Raw genomic sequence first — 21,730 nt, 5'->3', positions numbered from 1 at the left:
TTCAGGCAGTGCTTTTTTGTTGCACATGCACACTTTGAGGAAGTGAGCGAGCGCTTCGTACGGAAAGCCAACAGAATGATGGGGAAAATCGTGTCGTTTTTGTCTATTTGTTCGTGACAAAATGTTCATTTTCTGCATTTTTTTCAGCATGATTTTCATCAACATTGTAACTGGAGATGTAAACCTTTCCGAAAAAGGGTTAATTATAATAAAGAGGTAAGCGTATGGCCTATGCAATCTAATCTATATTTCTACATGCGCAATAAACCTATTGGAATATCAGAGAGGAGTTTTTATAGATGAAAACATGGAAAAAGTGGACGAGTGCATTATTGGCAGCAGGTGTAATTATGGGAGGAAGCACCGCATGGGTGGACCAATCTGTTCAAGCGGCATCCGTATCTTCCAAAGTAACTACACCAGCTGAGGTGACGTTAAAATCAGGTGGTAAAACGCTGACGCAAAAAGGCCTGCTCCAAGGTGGTTCGACCTGGGTGTCACTGACAGCGGTTAAGGATGTGGCGGGTGGTACATTGAAATATGATGCCAAAACGAAGTCATACACGGTTACCGTGGCGAATAACGCCATGACCGTTAGTCTGATGGATGGGCAGCCAAACGTGTATATTAACGGTTTTTATCCTCAGGTGGAAGCGAAGTTGATCCAGGGCCGGTTGTATATTCCCTTCTCTGCCATGAGAGATTATTTGGGCGTGCAGGGCAGCTGGGATGCCAAAACGAAAACATTGACCCTGAGCAAAGTGAAGCAGAACAACGTGAAGGTGAAATCAACAAAAGCAAATATGACGGTTAAAAACGCGGAGGTGGATGTTCAGTATCCGCAGGTGAGCGGACTGGCGAGCAAAGAGGCTGAAGCGGCAATCAACAAAGTGCTCAAAGATGAGGTGGATAAGGCAGCGGCTGCTTTCAAAAAACAGACGTCTGAATTCGGCGGAGCTACGGCGAAACGCCCATATGCATTCGAAACGTCGTATGTGGTGACTTATAATGAGAACGGCGTGCTGGGTCTAATTACGCAGCGTTACGAGGACTATGCAGGAGCGCACGGTATGACGTATCGCACAGGGCACACATTTGCACTCGATACAGGTAAGGAATTGACGCTGGATGACGTGATTGGAAACAGCAAATCCATGCGTGAAACCATCAGCAAAAAAGTTGGCGAGCAGCTGAAAGCGAACACGGGATATTTGAGCGGCTACAAAGGTCTCAACAAAGATCAGGACTTCTATGTGACACCATCTGGTGTAGTGGTGTTCTTCCAGCTGTATGAGTACACAGCATACGCCGAAGGTTTCCCTGAGATGAAATTCACTTATAAGGAAATTCTGCCTAAGGGTACTGAACCATTTGGCAGTGCCGCATCCGACAAGTAAGTAAGTAAGTGGGCTGTAAAATCGTCTAAGCTATGCTCAATTAACAGCACTTATTCTTTCTTCTCGCAAAATATATAAATAAGAAGCCCCTCTCACTATATTGTGAAAGGGGCTTCTTATTTGTACAGACAGCACACTCCAGTGGCGAGTGGTGATGCTGTCTCACTGCCAGACATAAACGCGGGGCGGGCTCACCATATATTGGTGAAGCCCGCCCCGGGATAACACTGCAAGCCTACAGGCCGCGAATTAGATGCCTTGGGAGCCTACATTTTGGATTACTTTATCAATGATACCGTAATCGGCTGCTTCAGCAGCGCTCATGAAGTAGTCACGATCTGTATCTTTTTCGATGCGTTCCAGTGGCTGCCCAGTACGTTCGGAGATGATGCGGTTGAGCGTATCGCGCATTTTCAGGATGCGGCGTGCACGGATTTCGATATCCGATGCTTGACCTTGTGCACCACCAAGAGGTTGGTGGATCATAATTTCACTGTTCGGCAGCGCGAAACGTTTGCCTTTTGCACCGGCATTCAGCAGGAATGCACCCATGGATGCCGCCATACCTACGCAAATTGTAGATACATCCGGTTTAATGAACTGCATTGTATCGTAGATTGCCATACCCGCTGTGATCGATCCGCCTGGGCTGTTGATGTATAAGTGAATGTCTTTCTCCGGATCTTCGGCTGCCAGGAACAACATCTGTGCCATGATGGCATTCGCCACAACGTCATTCACGTCGCTGCCAAGAAAAATGATACGATCCTTCAGCAATCTGGAATAAATATCATAGGCGCGCTCACCCCGGTTGCTCTGTTCAACGACCATTGGAATATAACTCACGTGAAAAACCTCCTCGGAAATGTAAAAGTTAAATTGGTGTTTATACTTAAACTGTTACCGTATTAACCACATCATAAACAATCTCAAACAAAAAGTCAAAGAAAGTCAAACTAACTTTGAAAAAAAAGAAACCTTTCCGGTTTCGTTGGTTAATTGCATTATGAGCTGTTAAAAACTTGATGGCGCGCCCGCCAAGAATCGAACTTGGATCTCAGGCTTCGGAGGCCTACGTCATATCCATTGGACCACGGGCGCAAATAATGTGACAGCAATAATGATTATAGCTTATGAAGTGGTGAATTGCAAGCTGCTGCTTTTAGTAAAGGGCGCAAGATTTCTTGGCAGTCGATAAAATGATCATTCTTCTATACGGGCTATAAGCTGTTTTGCAGGTGGTTTGAATTGCTTCGGATATGATCATGATAATTAAGAATGGATAAAGCTTGGGTTTAGGTACATGCTATAAGAGGTTTTGGACATGCCATATGAAATATAAAGGATGCAAGATATAGATGAGATCGATGTCCTTCTTCTATATATGGTGTGAAAACTCGTATTTTATCTTCATGAGCAGAGGTTGTGAAAATAGGCGCGTACAGAAGCCTATGAACGTGTCGAAATAAGCATTCGAAACACTTGCATATCGCGTCAGTTTTAGGTAGAATGAACGTGGGACTTAAAAAGTTAACCCGGGACATTTTAGGGCCATGAAAGAAGCTTGGAGCGAGAAGCTTGCGGGAGTGGAAAGCATGCGAACGATTTTAGAAGTGCAAAAGCAGCTTCTGCCTGATCTCATGGATGTCTTGAAAAAAAGGTATACAATTCTGCACCAGATCATGTTATCGGATGTGATTGGGCGGAGAACGTTAGCCAATTCCATGCAGATGACCGAGCGGGTTCTGAGAGCTGAGACCGATCTGTTAAAGGCTCAGGGACTTATCGAAATTGACAGCGCCGGTATGAAGATCAGTGAGGCGGGTTCCAATCTGCTGCAGCAGTTAGAACCTGTCGCGAAAGAGCTGTTTGGATTATCCGAGCTGGAAGAGCGAATCAAGCAAGCCTACGGTCTGCAAAAGGTAGTTGTCGTTCCTGGTGATTCGGACGTATCTCCTTACGCCAAGAGGGAACTTGGAAGAGCCGGAGCAAAGGCTCTCGGCAGTATTATGAGTGACAACGACGTTGTCGCCGTTACGGGTGGATCGACAACGGCTGAAGTCGCTGAACAACTCACACCACCTACTTCGCTTAAGGGTGTCTGGTTTGTACCAGCGCGCGGCGGACTGGGAGAAAGCCTGGAAATTCAGGCCAATACGATCGCATCCACGATGGCAAAGCGGGCAGGAGCCCAGTATAAACTCCTGCATGTACCGGATTTGCTTAGTGACCATGCCTATGAATCACTGATCCAGGACCCGGGTGTTCAGGAGATTTTACAGCTGATCAGGCAATCACGCATTGTGATCCATGGTATTGGTGATGCTGTGGAGATGGCGAAGAGACGCAAGCTTGCACCGGAGATCATCGATGAACTTCAGGAACAGGGTGCTGTATCGGAGTCCTTCGGGTATTACTTTAATGGTCAGGGTGAGGTGGTACATACCATGCTTACACTGGGTATGCGGCTTCAGGATATCGAACGCACTGATGTGGTGATCGGCATTGCGGGCGGCAAGAGCAAGGCGGCTGCCATTCATTCCGTACTGCGTTTCGGTCAGGAAGATATTCTGATTATAGATGAGGCTGCGGCCGAAATCATCGTCGCTGAAATGGAATAGGTTGATCATCAGAGATGACCTTTTTCTTCACACAAATTTTGTTGTCTTGACGGACTTCACCGTCTGTCTTGAATATATAGTTTTATCAAAAAATTAAATCAAAACTTGGGAGGAACTTACTCATGATTAAAGTAGGTATTAACGGTTTTGGACGTATTGGTCGCTTGGCATTCCGCCGTATTCAAAATGTAGAGGGCATTGAAGTTGTAGCAATCAACGACTTGACTGACGCTAAAATGCTGGCTCATTTGCTCAAATATGATACAACTCAAGGTCGCTTCGATGGCGATGTTGAAGTACACGACGGCTTCTTCAAAGTGAACGGCAAAGAAGTTAAAGTACTGGCTAACCGCAATCCTGAAGAACTGCCTTGGGGAGACCTGGGTGTAGATATCGTTCTGGAATGTACTGGTTTCTTCACAACGAAAGAAGCAGCTGAGAAACACTTGAAAGGTGGAGCTAAGAAAGTTGTTATCTCCGCACCAGCTACTGGCGATATGAAAACGATCGTTTACAACGTAAACCATGACATCCTTGATGGTACTGAAACAGTAATCTCCGGCGCATCTTGCACAACGAACTGCCTGGCTCCTATGGCAAAAACACTGCAGGACAAATTCGGAATCGTTCAAGGTTTGATGACTACAATTCACGCTTACACTGGCGACCAAAACACATTGGATGCTCCACACCCTAAAGGTGACTTCCGTCGTGCTCGCGCAGCAGCTGAAAACATCATTCCTAACACAACTGGTGCTGCTAAAGCGATCGGTCTGGTTATCCCTGAACTGCAAGGTAAATTGGATGGTGCAGCACAACGCGTACCAACACCAACAGGTTCCCTGACTGAGCTGGTAACTGTACTGGGCAAAAAAGTAACAGCTGAAGAAGTTAACGCAGCAATGAAAGAAGCTTCCGATCCACAAACTTTCGGATACACTGAAGACGAAATCGTATCTTCCGACATCGTGGGTATCACTTACGGTTCCCTGTTCGATGCGACTCAAACTAAAGTTCTGACAGTGGGCGACCAACAATTGGTTAAAACTGTAGCTTGGTATGACAACGAAATGTCCTACACAGCTCAATTGGTTCGCACATTGGAGCACTTTGCAAAAATGATCAAGTAATATCTGTAATAACATAGAGCGGAAACAGATTGTTATTGTTTCCGCTCTTTATATATGGAACTTTTGCAAATTTCTCATGAACACCAGGACTGACAAGGCATTAAGCTCTTGAAAGGTTCACCAAATACATGGGTGCGGAGGAAATAGAGATGAACAAAAAAAGTGTACGTGATATCGAATTGAATGGAAAACGGGTATTCGTCCGTGTAGATTTCAATGTGCCGCTTGAAGATGGTAAAATTACAGATGACAAACGTATTCGTGCGACACTGCCTACAATCAATTATCTGATTGAAAAAGGTGCTAAAATCATCTTGGCAAGCCACATGGGTCGTCCAAAAGGCGAAGTTGTAGAATCCATGCGTTTGACGCCAGCGGCTGAGCGTTTGTCTGAATTGTTGGGCAAGCCGGTTACCAAAGCGGATGATTCCGTTGGTGAAGCAGTTAAAGCTCAAGTCGCGGCATTGAAAGATGGCGACGTATTGCTGCTTGAGAACGTTCGTTTCCACGCAGGCGAAGAGAAGAATGATCCAGAACTGGCTAAACAGTTCGCCGAACTGGCTGACGTGTTTGTTAATGACGCGTTTGGTGCGGCTCACAGAGCACATGCTTCTACAGAAGGTATCGCTCACCTGCTTCCGGCAGTGTCCGGTTTGTTGATGGAAAAAGAGCTTGAAGTGTTGGGTAAAGCAATCTCCAACCCTGAGCGTCCTTTCACGGCAATCATCGGCGGTTCCAAAGTAAAAGACAAAATCGATGTGATCGACAACCTGCTCAACATTGCAGACAACGTAATCATCGGTGGCGGTTTGTCTTACACATTCATGAAGGCTCAAGGCCACGAAGTGGGTCAATCCCTACTGGATGAATCCAAACTGGATGTAGCTCTGGGCTTTATTGAAAAAGCAAAAAAATTGGGCAAAAACTTCTACCTGCCAGTGGATATCGTAATCTCTGACGATTTCAGTGCGAACGCAAACACGAAAATCGTTGAAGTTGGCGACATTCCTGCAGATTGGGAAGGTATCGACATCGGTCCTAAAACACGTGAGATCTATGCTGACGTAGTTAAAAACTCCAAACTGGTTGTATGGAACGGACCAATGGGCGTATTTGAAATTGAGCCATTCTCCCACGGTACTCGTGCAGTGGCAGAAGCTTGCGCTACAACATCCGCATACACCGTAATCGGCGGAGGCGACTCTGCAGCAGCAGCTGAGAAGTTCAAACTGGCTGACAAAATGGACCACATCTCCACAGGTGGCGGTGCATCGCTCGAGTTCATGGAAGGCAAAGTGCTTCCAGGCGTAGTTGCATTGAACGACAAGTAAGCTTTAAGCTATAGCATGAAGGAGTTGAAACCAATGAGAACACCAATTATCGCGGGTAACTGGAAAATGTTCAAAACGGTTTCCGAATCCAATGACTTCATTCAGGAAGTTAAAGGAAAAGCGGAAGTCGCAGGCGTAGAAACAGTAATCTGCGCACCTTTTACAAACCTGCCATCCCTGGTAGAAGCTGTGAAAGGCACTAACATCAAAATCGGTGCACAAAATCTTCACTTCGAAGACAACGGTGCATTCACTGGTGAAATCAGCGGTATCATGCTGAAAGAACTGGGTGTTGATTACGTCATTATCGGTCACTCGGAGCGCCGTCAATATTTTGCGGAAACCGATGAGACTGTCAATAAAAAACTGCATGCAGCATTCCGTCATGGATTGACTCCAATCTTCTGCCTTGGTGAAACGCTTGAAGAACGCGAAGCGAACCAAACAAAAGACGTATGCAAGGTACAAACGGAAGCAGCTCTGGCTGGTTTGACTGCTGAGCAAGCAGCGCAAGTTGTAATCGCTTATGAGCCTATCTGGGCGATTGGTACAGGTAAATCCTCTACATCCCAAGATGCGAATGAAGTTATTGCTTACATCCGTACATTGGTGAAGGATCTGTACAACGAGCAGGTTGCAGATGCAGTTCGTATTCAATACGGCGGCAGTGTGAAACCGGAAAACGTAACAGAATACCTCGGACAAAGCGACATCGACGGCGCACTTGTTGGCGGTGCCAGCTTGCAGCCGGCTTCGTTCATCGCGCTTGTTGAGGGGGCGAAGTAAGATGACAGCTCCAAAACCTGTAGCACTGATCATTATGGATGGCTTCGGTCTGCGTAACACGGTGGAAGGCAATGCGGTAGCGCAAGCCAAAAAACCGAACTATGACCGTTTTATGAGCCAGTTTCCACATACAACTTTGACTGCTTGCGGTGAGGCTGTAGGTTTGCCGGAAGGCCAAATGGGGAACTCCGAGGTAGGTCACCTGAACATTGGTGCCGGCCGGATCGTATATCAGGATTTGACCCGTATCTCCAAATCCATTCGTGACGGCGAGTTTTATGACAATGAAACACTTGTCAAAGCGGTACGCGAGGCGAAACAGAACGGTAAAAAGCTTCATCTCTATGGCTTGTTGTCCGATGGTGGCGTACATAGTCACATCGACCACTTGTTCGCTATGCTGGATTTGGCTAAAAAAGAAGAAATGAATGAAGTATATATTCATGCCTTCCTTGATGGCCGTGACGTTATGCCGGATAGCGGTAAAGACTTCATGCAGAAGCTGATCGCCAAGATTGATGAAGTGGGTGTAGGTAAAATCGCAACGGTTCAAGGCCGCTATTATGCTATGGACCGTGACAAACGGTGGGAGCGTGTGGAGAAATCTTACCGCGCTATCGTTTATGGTGATGGGCCGAAATACACGGATCCACTCAAAGCGGTTGAAGAATCGTATGAGAAATCCGTATTCGACGAATTCGTTGAACCAACGGTTATCGTTCAAGCGGACGGTGAACCGGTAGGTCTGGTAGAGAGCGGCGATTCCGTTATCTTCCTGAACTTCCGTCCTGACCGTGCGATCCAGTTGTCGCAAGTATTCACGAACTCCGACTTCCGCGGTTTCGATCGTGGACCGAAGTTCCCAGTGGGCTTGCACTTTGTGTGCCTGACATTGTTCAGCGAGACGGTTGAAGGTTATGTGGCTTACGAGCCGAAGAACCTCGACAATACGCTGGGTGAAGTGCTGGTACAGAACAACAAAAAACAACTGCGTATTGCTGAAACTGAGAAATACCCGCATGTAACCTTCTTCTTCAGCGGCGGCCGCGATGTAGAGCTTCCGGGCGAAACTCGAGTGCTGATCAACTCACCTAAGGTAGCAACGTATGACCTGCAACCAGAGATGAGCGCTTATGAAGTAGCAGATGCAGCAGTCCGTGAGATTGAAGCGGATAAACACGATGCGATTATCCTGAACTTTGCTAACCCCGACATGGTTGGACACTCCGGTATGCTGGAGCCAACGATCAAAGCGGTTGAAGTGACGGATGAGTGCATGGGTCGCGTTGTAGACGCGGTACTTGCCAAAGGCGGAGTAGTGCTGATCACTGCGGATCACGGTAACGCGGATATGGTGTTTGATGAGCAGGGACGTCCGTTCACAGCTCATACCACAAACCCGGTTCCATTTATTGTGACTGATCCAAATGTAACGCTGCGTGAGGGCGGAATTTTGGCCGATATTGCGCCAACTATTCTTGACCTGATGCAACTGCCACAACCGGCAGAAATGACGGGAACGTCCGTTATTGCTACCCGTAAGTAATTCGTTTTAATAGGTTGTCGAATAAGACAGAGTGGAACTTGGAACGAAGCGGGCAGAACCAATCTGAAGAAGCGTTAGCTAAAAGCTTTCGAAAGAAAGCTGGCATCGTAAGCATACGCTTCGCCTTTATCACATGATTCCAACTTATGAAAATAAGTTCAAAGGAATCCGGGGATAACAGCGATTGGAAGATGGTGCTGCATGCGGAGTGGCTTGGTGAAACTCACCTATTCTGAACGTATTAAAATAAATTCAAAAATTAAAGGAGATTATCACACATGACTATTATTTCTGACGTGTACGCTCGCGAAGTCCTCGACTCCCGCGGTAACCCTACAGTTGAAGTTGAAGTATACCTGGAGTCCGGCGCAATCGGACGCGCAATCGTTCCATCCGGTGCATCCACTGGTGCCCACGAAGCTGTTGAGCTTCGCGATGGTGACAAATCCCGTTACCTCGGTAAAGGCGTTCTGCAAGCTGTTAAAAACGTAAATGAAATCATCGCTCCAGAAGTTATCGGTATGGATGCGTTGGATCAACTGGGTATCGACAAATTGATGATCGCTTTGGATGGTACGCCAAACAAAGGTAAATTGGGTGCAAACGCAATCCTGGCTGTATCCATGGCTGTAGCACGTGCTGCTGCTGACGCTCTGGAATTGCCGCTGTATGTTTACTTGGGCGGATTCAACGCAAAAGCACTGCCGGTACCAATGATGAACATCATCAACGGTGGTGAGCACGCGGACAACAACATCGATGTACAAGAGTTCATGGTACTGCCAGTTGGCGCACCAAGCTTCAAAGAAGCTCTTCGCGTAGGCGCAGAGATCTTCCACAACCTGAAATCCGTACTGAGCTCCAAAGGCTTGAACACAGCTGTAGGTGACGAAGGTGGTTTCGCACCAAACTTGGGGTCTAACGAAGAAGCAATCACTACAATCATCGAAGCAATCGAAAAAGCAGGTTACAAACCAGGTGTTGACGTATTCCTGGGTATGGACGTTGCTTCCACTGAGTTCTACAAAGATGGTAAATACACTTTGGCTGGTGAAGGTAAATCCTACACTTCCGCAGAGTATGTTGACCTTCTGGCTTCATGGGTTGAGAAATACCCAATCATCACAATCGAAGACGGTATGTCCGAAGATGACTGGGATGGTTGGAAATTGCTCACTGAAAAATTGGGTGACAAAGTACAGCTCGTTGGTGACGACTTGTTCGTAACAAACACGGAGCGTCTTGCTAGAGGTATCGAGCAAGGTATCGGTAACTCCATCCTGATCAAAGTAAACCAAATCGGTACATTGACTGAAACATTTGATGCAATAGAAATGGCTAAACGTGCAGGATATACAGCTGTAATCTCTCACCGTTCCGGTGAGTCCGAAGACAGCACAATCGCTGACATTGCTGTTGCAACTAACGCGGGTCAAATCAAAACAGGTGCTCCTTCCCGTACAGACCGTATCGCAAAATACAACCAATTGCTTCGTATCGAAGATCAATTGGATGAGCTTGCTCAATACAATGGTCTTAAAGGGTTCTACAACCTCAAAAAATAAGCTGTTTACACAGCTTTTCGGGCAAGCCGGGTAACCGGCTTGTCTTTTTTTGATGATGGTGCAGCAGGTAAGAGGCTGGGTCTAATGAGTAGGCAGGTTATTACGTGGATAAAGTTTGATATGGCATGCCCTTCAGAAGCTGTAAGATGGCTATTTCAAATAGAAATTGCATGCATTGTACTACTTGTAGTACAACCACAGCTGTGCTACAATTAAAGTAACTGTTTTTATGGTGAGATGTTATGCCCACATGGGTAGGAGGTGGAAAGAATGGATATTGCTTTGAAATTGCTGCTCGTTGTTTTCTCGATCGGTCTAATCACTGTAGTATTGCTGCAGCACGGGAAAAGCGCTGGTTTGGCGGGTGCCATCTCCGGTGGTGCGGAACATCTTTTCGGTAAAACGAAAGCGCGCGGATTGGATCTTTTCTTGCAACGTGCCACAGTAGTACTGGGTGCAGGATTTATGATCTTGGCTATTATTGTTACGGTGGTCTCCAAGTAACTTGGATTTAAGCCGTCGAATCAAATCGAATAGCTGAAGCCAATGGCTTAACGGATAAACCTTCGTTTCGTGCAGAAACGGAGGTTTTTTAATAGATTTTTATTGACCCAAAGTTTACCAAAACAACAATGCTGTTCGTCGCCGAAGTCCTCCATGTAAACTCTAATACGCTAAACACTGGTTTGACTTCTCACTCCGTTCGATGCCCCTTTCACTAATAAAAGTTCCTTTAGTAAGGCAGGCATGTCCTTGCCAGTCGCTGCGCATTCTAATGGTACCTTCTTGCATTGTACTGATTTTTCCAAAAAGTCTGTTCCCGATCAGATCGGGCAGTGTACTCCCTGCATAAACTGTTTGAAACAGCCATACTTAAATGTCAGGCTGGAAGCAGCAGTCAGCCAAAGGTGGTTTTGTTTTTTGAGCAGGTACGGATGGGCTGGATTGAATTCGTGTATACTAGGGTATGAGATAGTAAGGCCGCGGTATTCGGAAATTCATCAACAAATGAACCGTATGGCATCTGTTCGAATACGGCACGGATTCCGATACATAAAGAGAAGAGAACAGACTACACTCTTACGTTTCCCGAGGTGAAAAATAATGATAACCGAACAACAATTACTCGACTTCATGCGGGAGACCGCTTATAAACCAATGACTTATCAGGAGCTGGAACAGCACTTTCAGATTGAAGATGCTGCTGATTTCCGAGCCTTTTTGATTATGCTGAATACGCTGGAGGAATCCGGCCAAATTTTGCTCACAAGTAACAACCGCTATGGCATGCCGGAACGCATGAATTTAGTGCGTGGGCGCCTGCAGGCGCATGCAAAAGGGTTTGCTTTTCTTATTCCTGAAGATCGGGAACACCCGGATGTTTATATCCATGCGAACGATATGAAAAGTGCAATGAATGGAGATACGGTGCTTGTCAAAGTGACTTCTCAAGGACCGTCCGGTGGTCGTCTTGAAGGCGAGATCGTACGGATTGTGACGCGTGCAATCACACAAGTTGTGGGTGTTTTCCAGAGCCACGAAGTGTATGGATTTGTCATTCCGGATGATAAACGGATTAATCGTGATATCTTTATCCCGCGTACGAATTTTGCTGGTGCAGTGGATGGACAAAAGGTCGTTGCCAAAATTGTCAGTTATCCGGAAGGCCGTGCGGCAGCTGAGGGGGAAATTATTGAGATTCTGGGACACAAGGATGAGCCGGGTATTGATATTTTGTCCGTCATTCGCAAGCATCAGCTGCCTGAAGCTTTCCCGGAAGAAGTGATGGAAGAAGCGGAAAAAGCGCCGGATTCCATTACAGATGAAGAGATTATTCAGCAGGGACGCCGTGACCTGCGTGGTCTGAACATCGTTACGATTGATGGTGAGGATGCGAAGGATCTGGATGATGCCGTTAACGTGGAAAAACTGCCAAACGGAAACTACCGTCTGGGTGTTCATATTGCGGATGTGGGTTACTATGTGCGTGAGAACTCCAAACTGGATCAAGAAGCGTATAACCGTGGATGCAGTGTGTATCTCGTTGACCGAGTTATTCCGATGCTGCCGCAGCGGCTGTCCAACGGGATCTGCAGTTTGAATCCGCAGGTAGATCGTCTGACATTGTCCTGTGAGATGGAGTTTAACGATCAGATGAAAGTTGTGAAGCACGATATTTTCACAAGTGTCATTAAGACGAAAGAACGTATGACATACTCTAACGTACGTAAAATACTCGAAGGCGAAGAGCCGGAGCTGCTTGAGCGTTATAAAGATTTGGTGGATGACTTCCACTTGATGAAAGAGATTGCTTTGAAGCTTCGTGCGATGCGTATGCGCCGGGGAGCGGTTGACTTTGATTTTGAAGAGTCCAAAATTATTGTCGATGAGAACTGTAAACCGGTGGATATTGTGAAACGGGAGCGTTCCATTGCGGAACAAATCATTGAGGAATTCATGCTTGCAGCCAATGAGACAGTAGCTGAACATTTTCACTGGCTCAAAGTGCCGTTCATCTATCGTGTGCATGAAGATCCAGATCAGGAAAAACTGCAAAATTTTCTCGCCTTTGCGGCGAATTTTGGACACCATGTCAAAGGACGAGGCAATTCTGTTCATCCACGAGCGCTTCAATCGCTGCTCGAGGATATTAACGGCACGAAGGAGCAGACAGTCATTAGTACGATGATGCTGCGTTCCATGAAACAGGCTAAATATGACTCGCAAATGTCGGGCCACTTTGGTCTGGCGGCAGAATTCTATAGTCACTTCACATCTCCGATTCGTCGTTATCCCGATCTGGTTATTCACCGCGTCATTCGAGAGGTCATTGAGAATAACGGAGCATTACCTGAAAACCGTCAGGAGTACTTGGCAAGCCGCATGTCGGATATCGCACAGCAGTCCTCGGAACGTGAACGTGTAGCGGTTGAAGCTGAGCGGGATACGGAGAAAATGAAAAAAGCCGAATACATGCTCGACAAAGTTGGTGAAGAGTTTGAAGGCATCATCAGCAGTGTAACCAGCTTTGGTATGTTTATTGAGCTGGAGAACACGGTAGAAGGTTTGATTCGCCTCAGTGCCCTGACAGATGATTACTACCATTTTGACGATCAGCATATGGCTTTGATTGGGGAACGTACTTCCAAGGTGTTCCGCATCGGTGACGAAGTGAAGATTCGTGTAGCCCGTGTAAGCATGGAAGAATATACGATCGATTTTGAAATGGTAGATATGAAACCTCGCCGAGAACGTGATGGCGGTTTCGATCGTGGTGCTCGCGGTGGTAAAGGTGGTCGTCCTGGTAGCGGAGGCAGCCGAGGCGGAGCCAAAGGTGGCTTCGGTGGAAGCCGTGGCGGCAAAGGCGGCGGAGCTGGTGCAGGCGGTAAACGTGACCGCGGGGGCAGAACGGCAGAAGACAGTAGTAAAGGTGCTCGCGGTGGGCGTGGCGGAACGGTAAATGCCGGAGCAGGTGCTGGCTCATCAGCGGGTGGATTTGCTGGTAAAGGCAGCGGCAGACCTAAAGGTGAACGTCGTGCGAGTGATGCAAATGCAGGCGCAGGCGCTTCAGGTAGTCGTGGTAAAGGTGCAGTGAGCTTCGGTTTTGGCTCGGGCAAGGGCGGATATAGCTCATCCCCAGCGGGTCAGGATAGCGGATCAGGTGAGCGTAGTCAGGGAAGCAGCCTGAATGGAAGTGGCCGTGGAGAAGGAATCTTCAAATCCGGTAAGAGTGGCAGCGTTAAAGGTGGCAAAAGTGGAGGTAAACGTAAGAACACCTCACCTAGCGGTATTTTTATCGGCGAAAATGCTACACCGGGCGGCGCGCAAGAAGGCGGAGCACCGCGTCGCAAGCGGAAGAAGAACAAAGGCGGAGCTGGAAACAGTACGGCAGCTTTTGTACGCAAGAAAAAGAAGTAAGAGCCACGTTGACGCTGCGGGCAAAATCGGTTGATCTAATCGTTTCTGCTTGCGTTTCAATATCAATAAGTCTGCAAACCATCAATATGGGATTCGGTTTCGCATGAGCTGGAAAGGGTAATGAGAGGAGGCGGCAGAGGCTGCCTCTTTCTTGATTTTAACAGCCGTCCTTGCTACAATTAAGGTCTGGCACAGGTGTTTTGGTGCACCATGGATGCTGTACTGATACAGCGTGATACGGGTTTATTTTACGAAGAAGGAGTGAGGACATGGGCAAGAATGATGGACAGAGTAAAGTGCTTGCACAGAACAAAAAGGCTTCCCATGACTACTTCATTGAAGATACGTATGAAGCGGGCATGGTATTGACCGGTACGGAGATCAAGTCTCTTCGGAACGGCCGTGCGAATATCGGTGATGCGTTTGCGACGATTCGCAACGGTGAGATTCATATTCACAATATGCATATTAGTCCTTTTGAACAAGGGAATCGGCATAATCCAATTGATCCAACACGCACACGTAAGTTGTTAATGCATAAAGTGCAGATTCATAAGCTGCTTGGACTGTCCAAGCAGGATGGATACAGTATTGTGCCGTTGAAAATTTATATTCGCAATGGTTATGCGAAGCTGCTGCTTGGCCTGGGTAAAGGTAAGAAGCAGTATGATAAACGTGACACTGCCGCGAAGCGGGATGCGCAGCGTGATATCCAACGTGCTCTGCGTGAAAAGCAGAAGGTTGCGCGTTAAAGAGAATTACTATTCGTATAAGCAAATTGGTATGCAAATGTTGAGCTTGTTGGCTTAGCATATCGATGATTTGATGCAATGAAGAGTCCTCGCGGCTTGCCTGATATCAGGTGAGCGTGAGGTTTTTCTGTATAGTCTGCGTAAGTTTGTTAAAGCGTGGGTAAATTAATATAACTAACGGCTGCAAAGTGCATTCTACGCATGTTTATGTGAGGTGTTTACGTTGGTGTTATCCCATCGCTGCAGCTCCAAATTGCCTGCACACCTTTAACGGCAAAGATGTGGTGTTTTATTTTATTAGATACGATATGCAGTTGGGTAAACTTTACTTCCGATGGTTGACGCGGTATAATATGTAGACGATTGAGCCTGATGGCGTGGTTATAAGGCCAAGTTGGATAACCTTGTATCTGTGCTCAATACACTGGATTGCCTTCCAGCAATCTGCACTATTTCGGCAGTCTGAGCTGTGATATGATTATTCATGCAGCAGACAGGAATGCCGAGTATGTAAGAAACATCTTTTCACCTTGGAGGGATTAGATGTGCAGCACCTTTGCTCCGTATTCACGGATTAATCCTGGAGCCCTTCTTATATGAGGGGGCGTTTATGGATTCGACGGGGATAGTTCGAGCATAGGTAGCGGGTAGTGGGGACGCGTCCGCTTCATCAACGCTAAAGCCTATTAAACGGCAAACAACAAACAAACTACGCTTTCGCAGCCTAAGAAACTGTGTGCGTGCTTCTAACCTGCATCGCCCATGTGACAGGATTAGGGGCTAACAAGTAGTGGGATACGCTGTCACATCTCCGCCTGGGGTGTGCTGAAGAAGACAATCAGGCTGACCCAACGTATAGCCGGTTACGGGGCGATACTCGGGTGACATCAAAACTGTGACTACACCCGTAGAAGCTTATGTGTCGTTATCTTCGGACAGGGGTTCGACTCCCCTCGCCTCCATTAGTAGTATTAAAAAAAGCACCCGATAGGGTGCTTTTTTGTTTTTGATGGGTTGAAAAGGGGGTGCTATCTTCTTCTCTAAAAACATGTAAATGATACAATGCTTCTTAGATCAACCCCAGTAAACACCCATAATCGACCGGTCCATCTAAAACCTGCAACGGATGTACGCCCTATAAAGGTTGGGAAGAACCAGAACGCGTTCCCATTTCTTAGCCACACGTATGTGTTGCGGAATAAACAACCAGCAATAGCTCCGGGGTCGATGGCGAACGCTGCAGCAGCGGGTTGCGGTGGTGTGAATTGTGGAGGAGGAGAGGATGGTGGCTGCTGTGCTCCTTGTGGTCCTTGAGGCGGCATGAATGCCATAAGATTTCACTCCTTAATTATAGGATTAGGCTCGGGTCGAGCCTATAATAATGAAATGGCAAGTAAATTGAACAGCACTAGGGGTAATACGACATCATTGTGGAAACCAGGAACAAAGCCTCGATTAGTCACAGGGCTTGGTAGTTTTAAGTATACAATTCCCCTTTCGCAGTGGATGAGTAACCCTTCAAAGACATCGCCATCTGCTGTCTCCACTCGAACAAGTGCATTAACATTGTTTTTACATATATTTGTTACATGGTCTTGAATGGATTTTAAGTTATTCATCGTGGTTGGATCCATTCGAAACAATGTTTGTTCTTGTTGCCCCTGCAGTTGCAAGTTCATGGTCATGACCTCCAATGTAGATTCTTTCATTTTCTCCATTCTATGCAGAAGCCTATAGGGGAGTGACGGTCTGCATGCGATTGATACCAGGTCTCCATTCTTTTAAACGGAATGAGCCGAAGGAGATCGAGTGAGAGGGTAAACCGCTCTGGCTCTAAGGCTTCGGGCTTCTCTGACGTCGATTACGATATATCTCTGATGATGTACATGGCGGTACCTCTGTACGTAGTGCGGTTAATGTGATGGCTTATTGTTTGTTTGAATATTCACTAAAAATATATTTTGTTATAATTAAATATGGAACTAACTATTATCTCAATGAAATGGAGTTTACTTATATGCACTTACTGGATAAAAGCCAACGTGTCTTTTAGGGGACGAATGCCTTTGTCAGTGATTAGAGGTGAACACTTACTAGTGGAAGGTGGAGTAAGTCCGTCTTACAGTGGTTGATACAAAACATGAAAATCAATCGTGGTTCGGATCAAAAGATGAAAGATGCTTTTGTGAAGTAGGAACTAGAAGTAATCGTTTTGCAAAACAAGACGGTGAATTTGTCACTTCCCTTTAAAAGCCTGAAACTATCTTGTGATAGGAAAACTAAACGGAACCCTTTCTTCAGATGAAATAATTCATCTTGGAGGAAGATACGTTGAGTAGAAAAACTGAGAATACAAGTTTCCGTTGTGAAAACTGTCATGCATATGTTGAACCATTAACAAACGGAAGCTTTAGAAATCATTGTCCAATTTGCTTATTTTCTAAGCATCTAGACAATAGACCAGGCGATCGTTTAAGTAGTTGTAAAGGATTAATGAAGCCCATTCAACTCGAATTTTCTAGTAAAAAAGGATATCAAATTGTACATGAATGTACATCTTGCAAAAAAATGCAGCGTAATAAAATCGCTGTGGATACGAAACAAGAAGACGATATTTTAAGCTTTATGACATTAAATCTGCCATATTAGAGTAAAGATGATGGTTAGTTCCACCCCTTTTAGATTCGGAACTGAAAGGGGTATTTGCTTTCTTCCCATAGCACAGGTTTAAAATGGTCGTGGCCTGTATACGTATGATTCTGCAGTACGATCCTGACGTGTTTGCTGTCCCACACTCCGCCTTCCTTATCGCGGCTATGGCTATAAAGAACAACAGGCGCATTCGTGAGGATGCAGAAGGTAATCAATTTGAAATTATATTTGATGCTGCTGGGAAATAGCAAGAGTATGATTACCGTGAGTGAAACCAAATCTAAGGGCTATCTTCCTCCTGACAATAATAATTCTATATTTGGAGATTATCTTTTTATGAAAAATACCACAAAAATATTTCTGTCAGTTCTAATTTCTATCGGTGTAATTATCTTCCTATACATCTATACCACCGATTCAATTAAAGGGCCAGAATTAGCAGATGAATCTACTACTACATCCTTACCTGCATCTACAGTAATCAATAATGAAGATCTCGCAGGTACTTCTACTACGAAACAGTTTAAATTTCCAGATGGATTTGACTATGTAAAAGTGAGCTTTATAAACACAGGTTCACAACCAATCACATTCACGATTAACCAAGGATCTACAACTGGTGCAGCGAAAATGTCCGGGACTGTTTCAGCAGACGGTAAAGAACATACATTTTATAGTGAGAAAGCTTGGCCAACTGGAGAATTTTATTTGAACATATCTTCCGCTCACGGAATGACTGGAAAATTAAGTTTGCATCTGGGCAATGATCTCTCCATACAGTGAAGAGAAGAAGAAAGAGGCTATTCGTCTCACGAGTGAAAGAAGATTGGACGTAAACCCGGATCATGGAGGAGTGTGGTATGCGTAAGCCTGAGGGTAGCTCGGACTATCCTGTCTCTTGGTCAAGAAAACAGTTCTGAACAATCAGAGGATTGATAAAAGCGGAGAGAAGAACCTAGACTGCTTATTTTAAAAGTTAAACCAATTGAATGTATATCCTACGATGAATAATAGAATGATCCATCCCCATAGAACTATTAAACGCAGCGGCCTGGGAATTAATAAGTACTCTGAATAGAGTTTGGAGAAAATATTAAACACAGGATACCTCCTTTAATTAAGGTAAGGAAAGTGATTTGAAAAACACTATAGAGCACGATGTAAAGAAACATTGGTTCATCAGTGAACTCCACAGATAGACCGTTGATCATCATAGTTATCTGAGTAATAAGAAAATGCTGCAGCATCTTAACTGAACTACATTTATTATAAATTATGGTACATTTATATCGGAAGTCAATCAAGGCTTAAGGTGTGGGTTATCAACCTGAACTTAGGAGGACATCACCATTAAAAGAATTTTACTGCTTATTATGCTTGTAGTTCTTGGGATAACCGTCTGGTATAAGTACCCCTATGATGTAAATCAACAATATACAGCATCTTCAATAGATGGAACGACTATAGAAGTTTCTATTGAAGTGAAAGGCTGCCGGAATCTTTTTAGTCCTAACAGATATGTAGGAGTCATGAAAGTAAATGATGATACATACGAGACAGTAGAGGCAGGAAAAAATACGAGCTTTCTTGAGCGATTGTATATGAAGGTGGAAGGGGCCGAGGACTTCCCAGTATTCCTGACCCAGAAACGAAATGGGGACGAGATTACACACGAACTGATCGATATTGTATGGGGAGATTCGAGGTTCGAAGAAATATATTTTCTATTCATTGATCAGGATGACGGTAAATATTTTGCACCAGCTCGTAACGCTATAGAAGCACAGAAGCAGCAGGAAAAGATTTTTAAGAAATTGGTGGGGGAATAAATATAATAAGTTAGATGTGCTGTATACATCTTTAGTATTAATAACAGCATTTAATTCTAACTGTAGAAGATTACATAGGTAGATGAAGTATTTCACATTTTGATTTAGAAAAATGGCCACCCGACTAGATCAGGTGGTCATTTCATGTCGGTATAACTTTATTTAATGTCCTGCATTCTCATCTTCATTAGTTCCTTATTTCTCTTCTGCTGAAGTGATTTTCTGCCCACACTCCATTCCGAGATGAGGAAGATCAATCCCAAGAGCAAATACAGCGTATAGCTTAGAACACTCTCGTACCGGTCTGTAACGAACATCCACGTAGAGAAAGCAATGTAAGCAAGAGGGATAATGGCTCCCCAGAGGACATTATTTCGAGTGGACAGTAAGTATTGAGCTGCTAATATACCAACGATGATAAGTAGGTTATATAGGTCAGTCATCGATTATCGTTCCTTTCCGATTTATATTTTTCAATAATTAATTTTGCATCTTCTAGACTGATCCGGTCGTCAATGGATAAATGCTTAATGAATTTGATAAAATCTTCATTCTCTTCGGCTTCATTTGCTTTTATTTTTTCTATTAAGCGGTCGAGTTTAATTCGAACTGTCGGGTATGAAACTTCATATATTTTTGCTATCTCCTTCAGAGAGCCTGATTTGAGAACAAATTTCTTTATGAACTCGAGATCCTCATTTTCCAAGGACATCACCCAGTCAGGCAAATTCCTTCTTTCCATAATTCCCCTCCTTTTAAATCTATAATAACATTATATTCAATAAAGTTAAAGTAAAATTAAATAATATTAAAAATAAAGTTAAATTAATAGTCAATAAAAGTATTTATGTACTCTGGAATCATACATTATTGTCCTATAGCAATGCTGTGAAACGCTCTTTTAATTACAGCATCCATATCATTTTAGATCTCTTCAATTTTTGAGATACAAATAAAAGAAAAACTCACTTTTGCATGATATGATAAGAAAGGTCGGATTGCATATTTATGTAGAGAGCGAAAAAATAAATTTGAAATGAGTTGAGCATGTTGGCGATAAAACATGGAATTTGGAGAGTTTCTGGAAGTGACGTTAGACTCGTAAAAAATGTAACTTTAGATTTGGAAATTGAACTTGAGGAGATCATTCAATCCAATCCTGCTGTATTGGACGACAATTGGCTCATCATTGGAAGACAGGTCCTGACAGAGTTTAATACATACATTGATTTATTAGCAATTGATAACAGCGGATCTATCATTATTATTGAATTAAAGAAACATAAAACTAGTCGGGAGGTTGTTGCACAGGGGCTGGATTATGCCTCGTGGGTTAAAGGCTTGTCAGCAAGTCAAATATCTGTAATATATGAGTCGTATATAGCTAAATATCCTCAGTATCAACATAGTCTAGAGGATGCGTATTATAATAAATTTAAGGTTAAACTTGAAGAGGAAAATATCAATCATTCCCACCAGATTGTTATTGTAGCAGCTGAATTAGATTCAAGTACGGAGAGAATTGTGGAGTATCTTAGTGACTCCCTAATTCCAATCAATGTTATCTTCTTCACTGTCTTTGAGGAGGACTCAACGAAATACATAAGTCGTGCATGGATGATTGACCCCCAAGAGACTTTAGATAATGCATCAAATGTAGTTAAAGATAAAGAGCCCTGGAACGGAGAATATTATGTTTCTTTCGGGGATGGAACAAATCGTAGTTGGTCGGATGCCTTGACGTATGGATTTATATCAGGTGGTGGTGGGGAATGGTACTCACGTACACTTAATCAACTATCAATTGGAGATCGTGTTTGGGCCAATATTCCAAGTGTAGGGTATGTTGGTGTAGGTACTGTAACGGATACAGCAAAAAAAGCAGACGAAGTGTTCTTCCCGCAGGATGGAGTAGAGCAAACGATATATCAACTCAGCAGCAAAGCAAATTACTTCAAAGAGTTTTTACACGATGATGATCGTGCAGAATTCATTGTTAAAGTGAATTGGATCCAAGCGCTGCCTGCAAGTGCAGCTGTATCAGAAATTGGTTTCTTCGGGAATCAAAACACCGTTTGTAAGCCGCGAGCTTCTAAATGGGTTCATACCATTAACCGTCTAAAAGGGATATGGCACATACAGTAACCTATAAAATCGAACTAAAAACCCGCTCATTGAGCGGGTTATTACATCTTGAATTCCA

Annotated in this window: 17 protein-coding genes, 1 tRNA gene and 1 other RNA gene; 15 read left to right on the top strand and 4 right to left on the bottom strand. The window is 44.6% G+C overall.

The window, feature by feature from the left end:
* Positions 1 to 299: 299 nt before the first annotated feature.
* Positions 300 to 1,397: a stalk domain-containing protein gene (locus ABXS70_RS25275; protein WP_366291847.1), complete on the top strand. Its 1,098-nt coding sequence runs from the start codon at positions 300 to 302 to the stop codon at positions 1,395 to 1,397.
* Between the two features lie 249 nt (positions 1,398 to 1,646).
* Here ABXS70_RS25275 and clpP read toward each other — a convergent pair whose 3' ends face one another.
* Both clpP and ABXS70_RS25265 read right to left on the bottom strand, forming a co-directional pair.
* The gene (gene clpP, locus ABXS70_RS25270) at positions 1,647 to 2,243 is read right to left on the bottom strand and encodes an ATP-dependent Clp endopeptidase proteolytic subunit ClpP (protein ID WP_090924795.1); all 597 of its coding nucleotides are present in this window, start codon (positions 2,241 to 2,243) and stop codon (positions 1,647 to 1,649) included.
* 180 nt (positions 2,244 to 2,423) lie between these two features.
* Positions 2,424 to 2,498: transfer RNA gene (locus tag ABXS70_RS25265), tRNA-Arg, on the bottom strand.
* 494 nt (positions 2,499 to 2,992) lie between these two features.
* On the opposite strand from ABXS70_RS25265, the gene ABXS70_RS25260 reads away from it, so the two are divergent.
* The 10 genes from ABXS70_RS25260 (at position 2,993) to ssrA (ending at position 16,011) form a co-directional block, all read left to right on the top strand.
* Entirely contained in the window at positions 2,993 to 4,018 is a 1,026-nt protein-coding gene (locus ABXS70_RS25260) for a sugar-binding domain-containing protein (RefSeq protein ID WP_366291844.1), read from the top strand.
* Between the two features lie 122 nt (positions 4,019 to 4,140).
* Positions 4,141 to 5,148 (top strand): type I glyceraldehyde-3-phosphate dehydrogenase, encoded by a 1,008-nt coding sequence (gene gap, locus ABXS70_RS25255; protein ID WP_154959906.1) that lies wholly within the window; start codon positions 4,141 to 4,143, stop codon positions 5,146 to 5,148.
* 149 nt (positions 5,149 to 5,297) lie between these two features.
* Positions 5,298 to 6,479, top strand: coding sequence for a phosphoglycerate kinase (locus tag ABXS70_RS25250; protein ID WP_366291841.1), 1,182 nt, complete (start codon positions 5,298 to 5,300; stop codon positions 6,477 to 6,479).
* 33 nt (positions 6,480 to 6,512) lie between these two features.
* The gene (gene tpiA, locus ABXS70_RS25245; RefSeq protein ID WP_342553705.1) at positions 6,513 to 7,265 is read left to right on the top strand and encodes a triose-phosphate isomerase; all 753 of its coding nucleotides are present in this window, start codon (positions 6,513 to 6,515) and stop codon (positions 7,263 to 7,265) included.
* 1 nt (position 7,266) lies between these two features.
* On the top strand, positions 7,267 to 8,811 hold the full coding sequence (gpmI, locus tag ABXS70_RS25240; protein ID WP_311281926.1) for a 2,3-bisphosphoglycerate-independent phosphoglycerate mutase: 1,545 nt from the start codon (positions 7,267 to 7,269) through the stop codon (positions 8,809 to 8,811).
* A gap of 278 nt (positions 8,812 to 9,089) precedes the next feature.
* Positions 9,090 to 10,376 carry a phosphopyruvate hydratase gene (eno, locus tag ABXS70_RS25235; protein ID WP_123066178.1) on the top strand — a complete coding sequence of 429 codons (1,287 nt, stop codon included), beginning with the start codon at positions 9,090 to 9,092 and terminating at the stop codon, positions 10,374 to 10,376.
* 270 nt (positions 10,377 to 10,646) lie between these two features.
* Positions 10,647 to 10,880, top strand: a complete 234-nt coding sequence (secG, locus tag ABXS70_RS25230) for a preprotein translocase subunit SecG (protein ID WP_111270229.1) — start codon at positions 10,647 to 10,649, stop codon at positions 10,878 to 10,880.
* Between the two features lie 600 nt (positions 10,881 to 11,480).
* Entirely contained in the window at positions 11,481 to 14,294 is a 2,814-nt protein-coding gene (rnr, locus tag ABXS70_RS25225) for a ribonuclease R (protein WP_366291836.1), read from the top strand.
* A 269-nt stretch (positions 14,295 to 14,563) separates the two neighbouring features.
* Positions 14,564 to 15,046 carry an SsrA-binding protein SmpB gene (smpB, locus tag ABXS70_RS25220; protein ID WP_342553708.1) on the top strand — a complete coding sequence of 161 codons (483 nt, stop codon included), beginning with the start codon at positions 14,564 to 14,566 and terminating at the stop codon, positions 15,044 to 15,046.
* Positions 15,047 to 15,646: 600 nt separating this feature from the next.
* Positions 15,647 to 16,011, top strand: a transfer-messenger RNA (tmRNA) gene (gene ssrA / locus ABXS70_RS25215).
* 408 nt (positions 16,012 to 16,419) lie between these two features.
* On the opposite strand, the gene ABXS70_RS25210 is transcribed toward ssrA, so the two are convergent.
* On the bottom strand, positions 16,420 to 16,725 hold the full coding sequence (locus tag ABXS70_RS25210) for a hypothetical protein (RefSeq protein ID WP_342553724.1): 306 nt from the start codon (positions 16,723 to 16,725) through the stop codon (positions 16,420 to 16,422).
* A gap of 652 nt (positions 16,726 to 17,377) precedes the next feature.
* Between ABXS70_RS25210 and ABXS70_RS25205 the strand changes: the two genes are divergently transcribed.
* The 3 genes from ABXS70_RS25205 to ABXS70_RS25195 all read left to right on the top strand — a co-directional run bounded on the left by ABXS70_RS25205 (position 17,378) and on the right by ABXS70_RS25195 (position 19,527).
* On the top strand, positions 17,378 to 17,695 hold the full coding sequence (locus ABXS70_RS25205) for an RNHCP domain-containing protein (protein WP_342553725.1): 318 nt from the start codon (positions 17,378 to 17,380) through the stop codon (positions 17,693 to 17,695).
* A 219-nt stretch (positions 17,696 to 17,914) separates the two neighbouring features.
* Entirely contained in the window at positions 17,915 to 18,481 is a 567-nt protein-coding gene (locus ABXS70_RS25200) for a hypothetical protein (RefSeq protein ID WP_366291831.1), read from the top strand.
* Positions 18,482 to 19,227: 746 nt separating this feature from the next.
* Positions 19,228 to 19,527 carry a hypothetical protein gene (locus ABXS70_RS25195; protein ID WP_366291828.1) on the top strand — a complete coding sequence of 100 codons (300 nt, stop codon included), beginning with the start codon at positions 19,228 to 19,230 and terminating at the stop codon, positions 19,525 to 19,527.
* Between the two features lie 439 nt (positions 19,528 to 19,966).
* Here the strand turns inward: ABXS70_RS25195 and ABXS70_RS25190 are convergent, their stop codons facing one another.
* Positions 19,967 to 20,269, bottom strand: coding sequence for a DUF2089 family protein (locus ABXS70_RS25190; protein ID WP_366291825.1), 303 nt, complete (start codon positions 20,267 to 20,269; stop codon positions 19,967 to 19,969).
* A gap of 305 nt (positions 20,270 to 20,574) precedes the next feature.
* On the opposite strand from ABXS70_RS25190, the gene ABXS70_RS25185 reads away from it, so the two are divergent.
* Entirely contained in the window at positions 20,575 to 21,672 is a 1,098-nt protein-coding gene (locus ABXS70_RS25185; RefSeq protein ID WP_366291822.1) for an endonuclease NucS domain-containing protein, read from the top strand.
* The last annotated feature ends 58 nt before the right edge of the window (positions 21,673 to 21,730 follow it).

Source organism: Paenibacillus sp. AN1007 (assembly GCF_040702995.1).
In the GTDB taxonomy this organism is placed as follows: domain Bacteria; phylum Bacillota; class Bacilli; order Paenibacillales; family Paenibacillaceae; genus Paenibacillus.
Note: the sequence above shows the minus strand (reverse complement) of the source record. Positions and strands in the feature narration are given on the sequence as shown.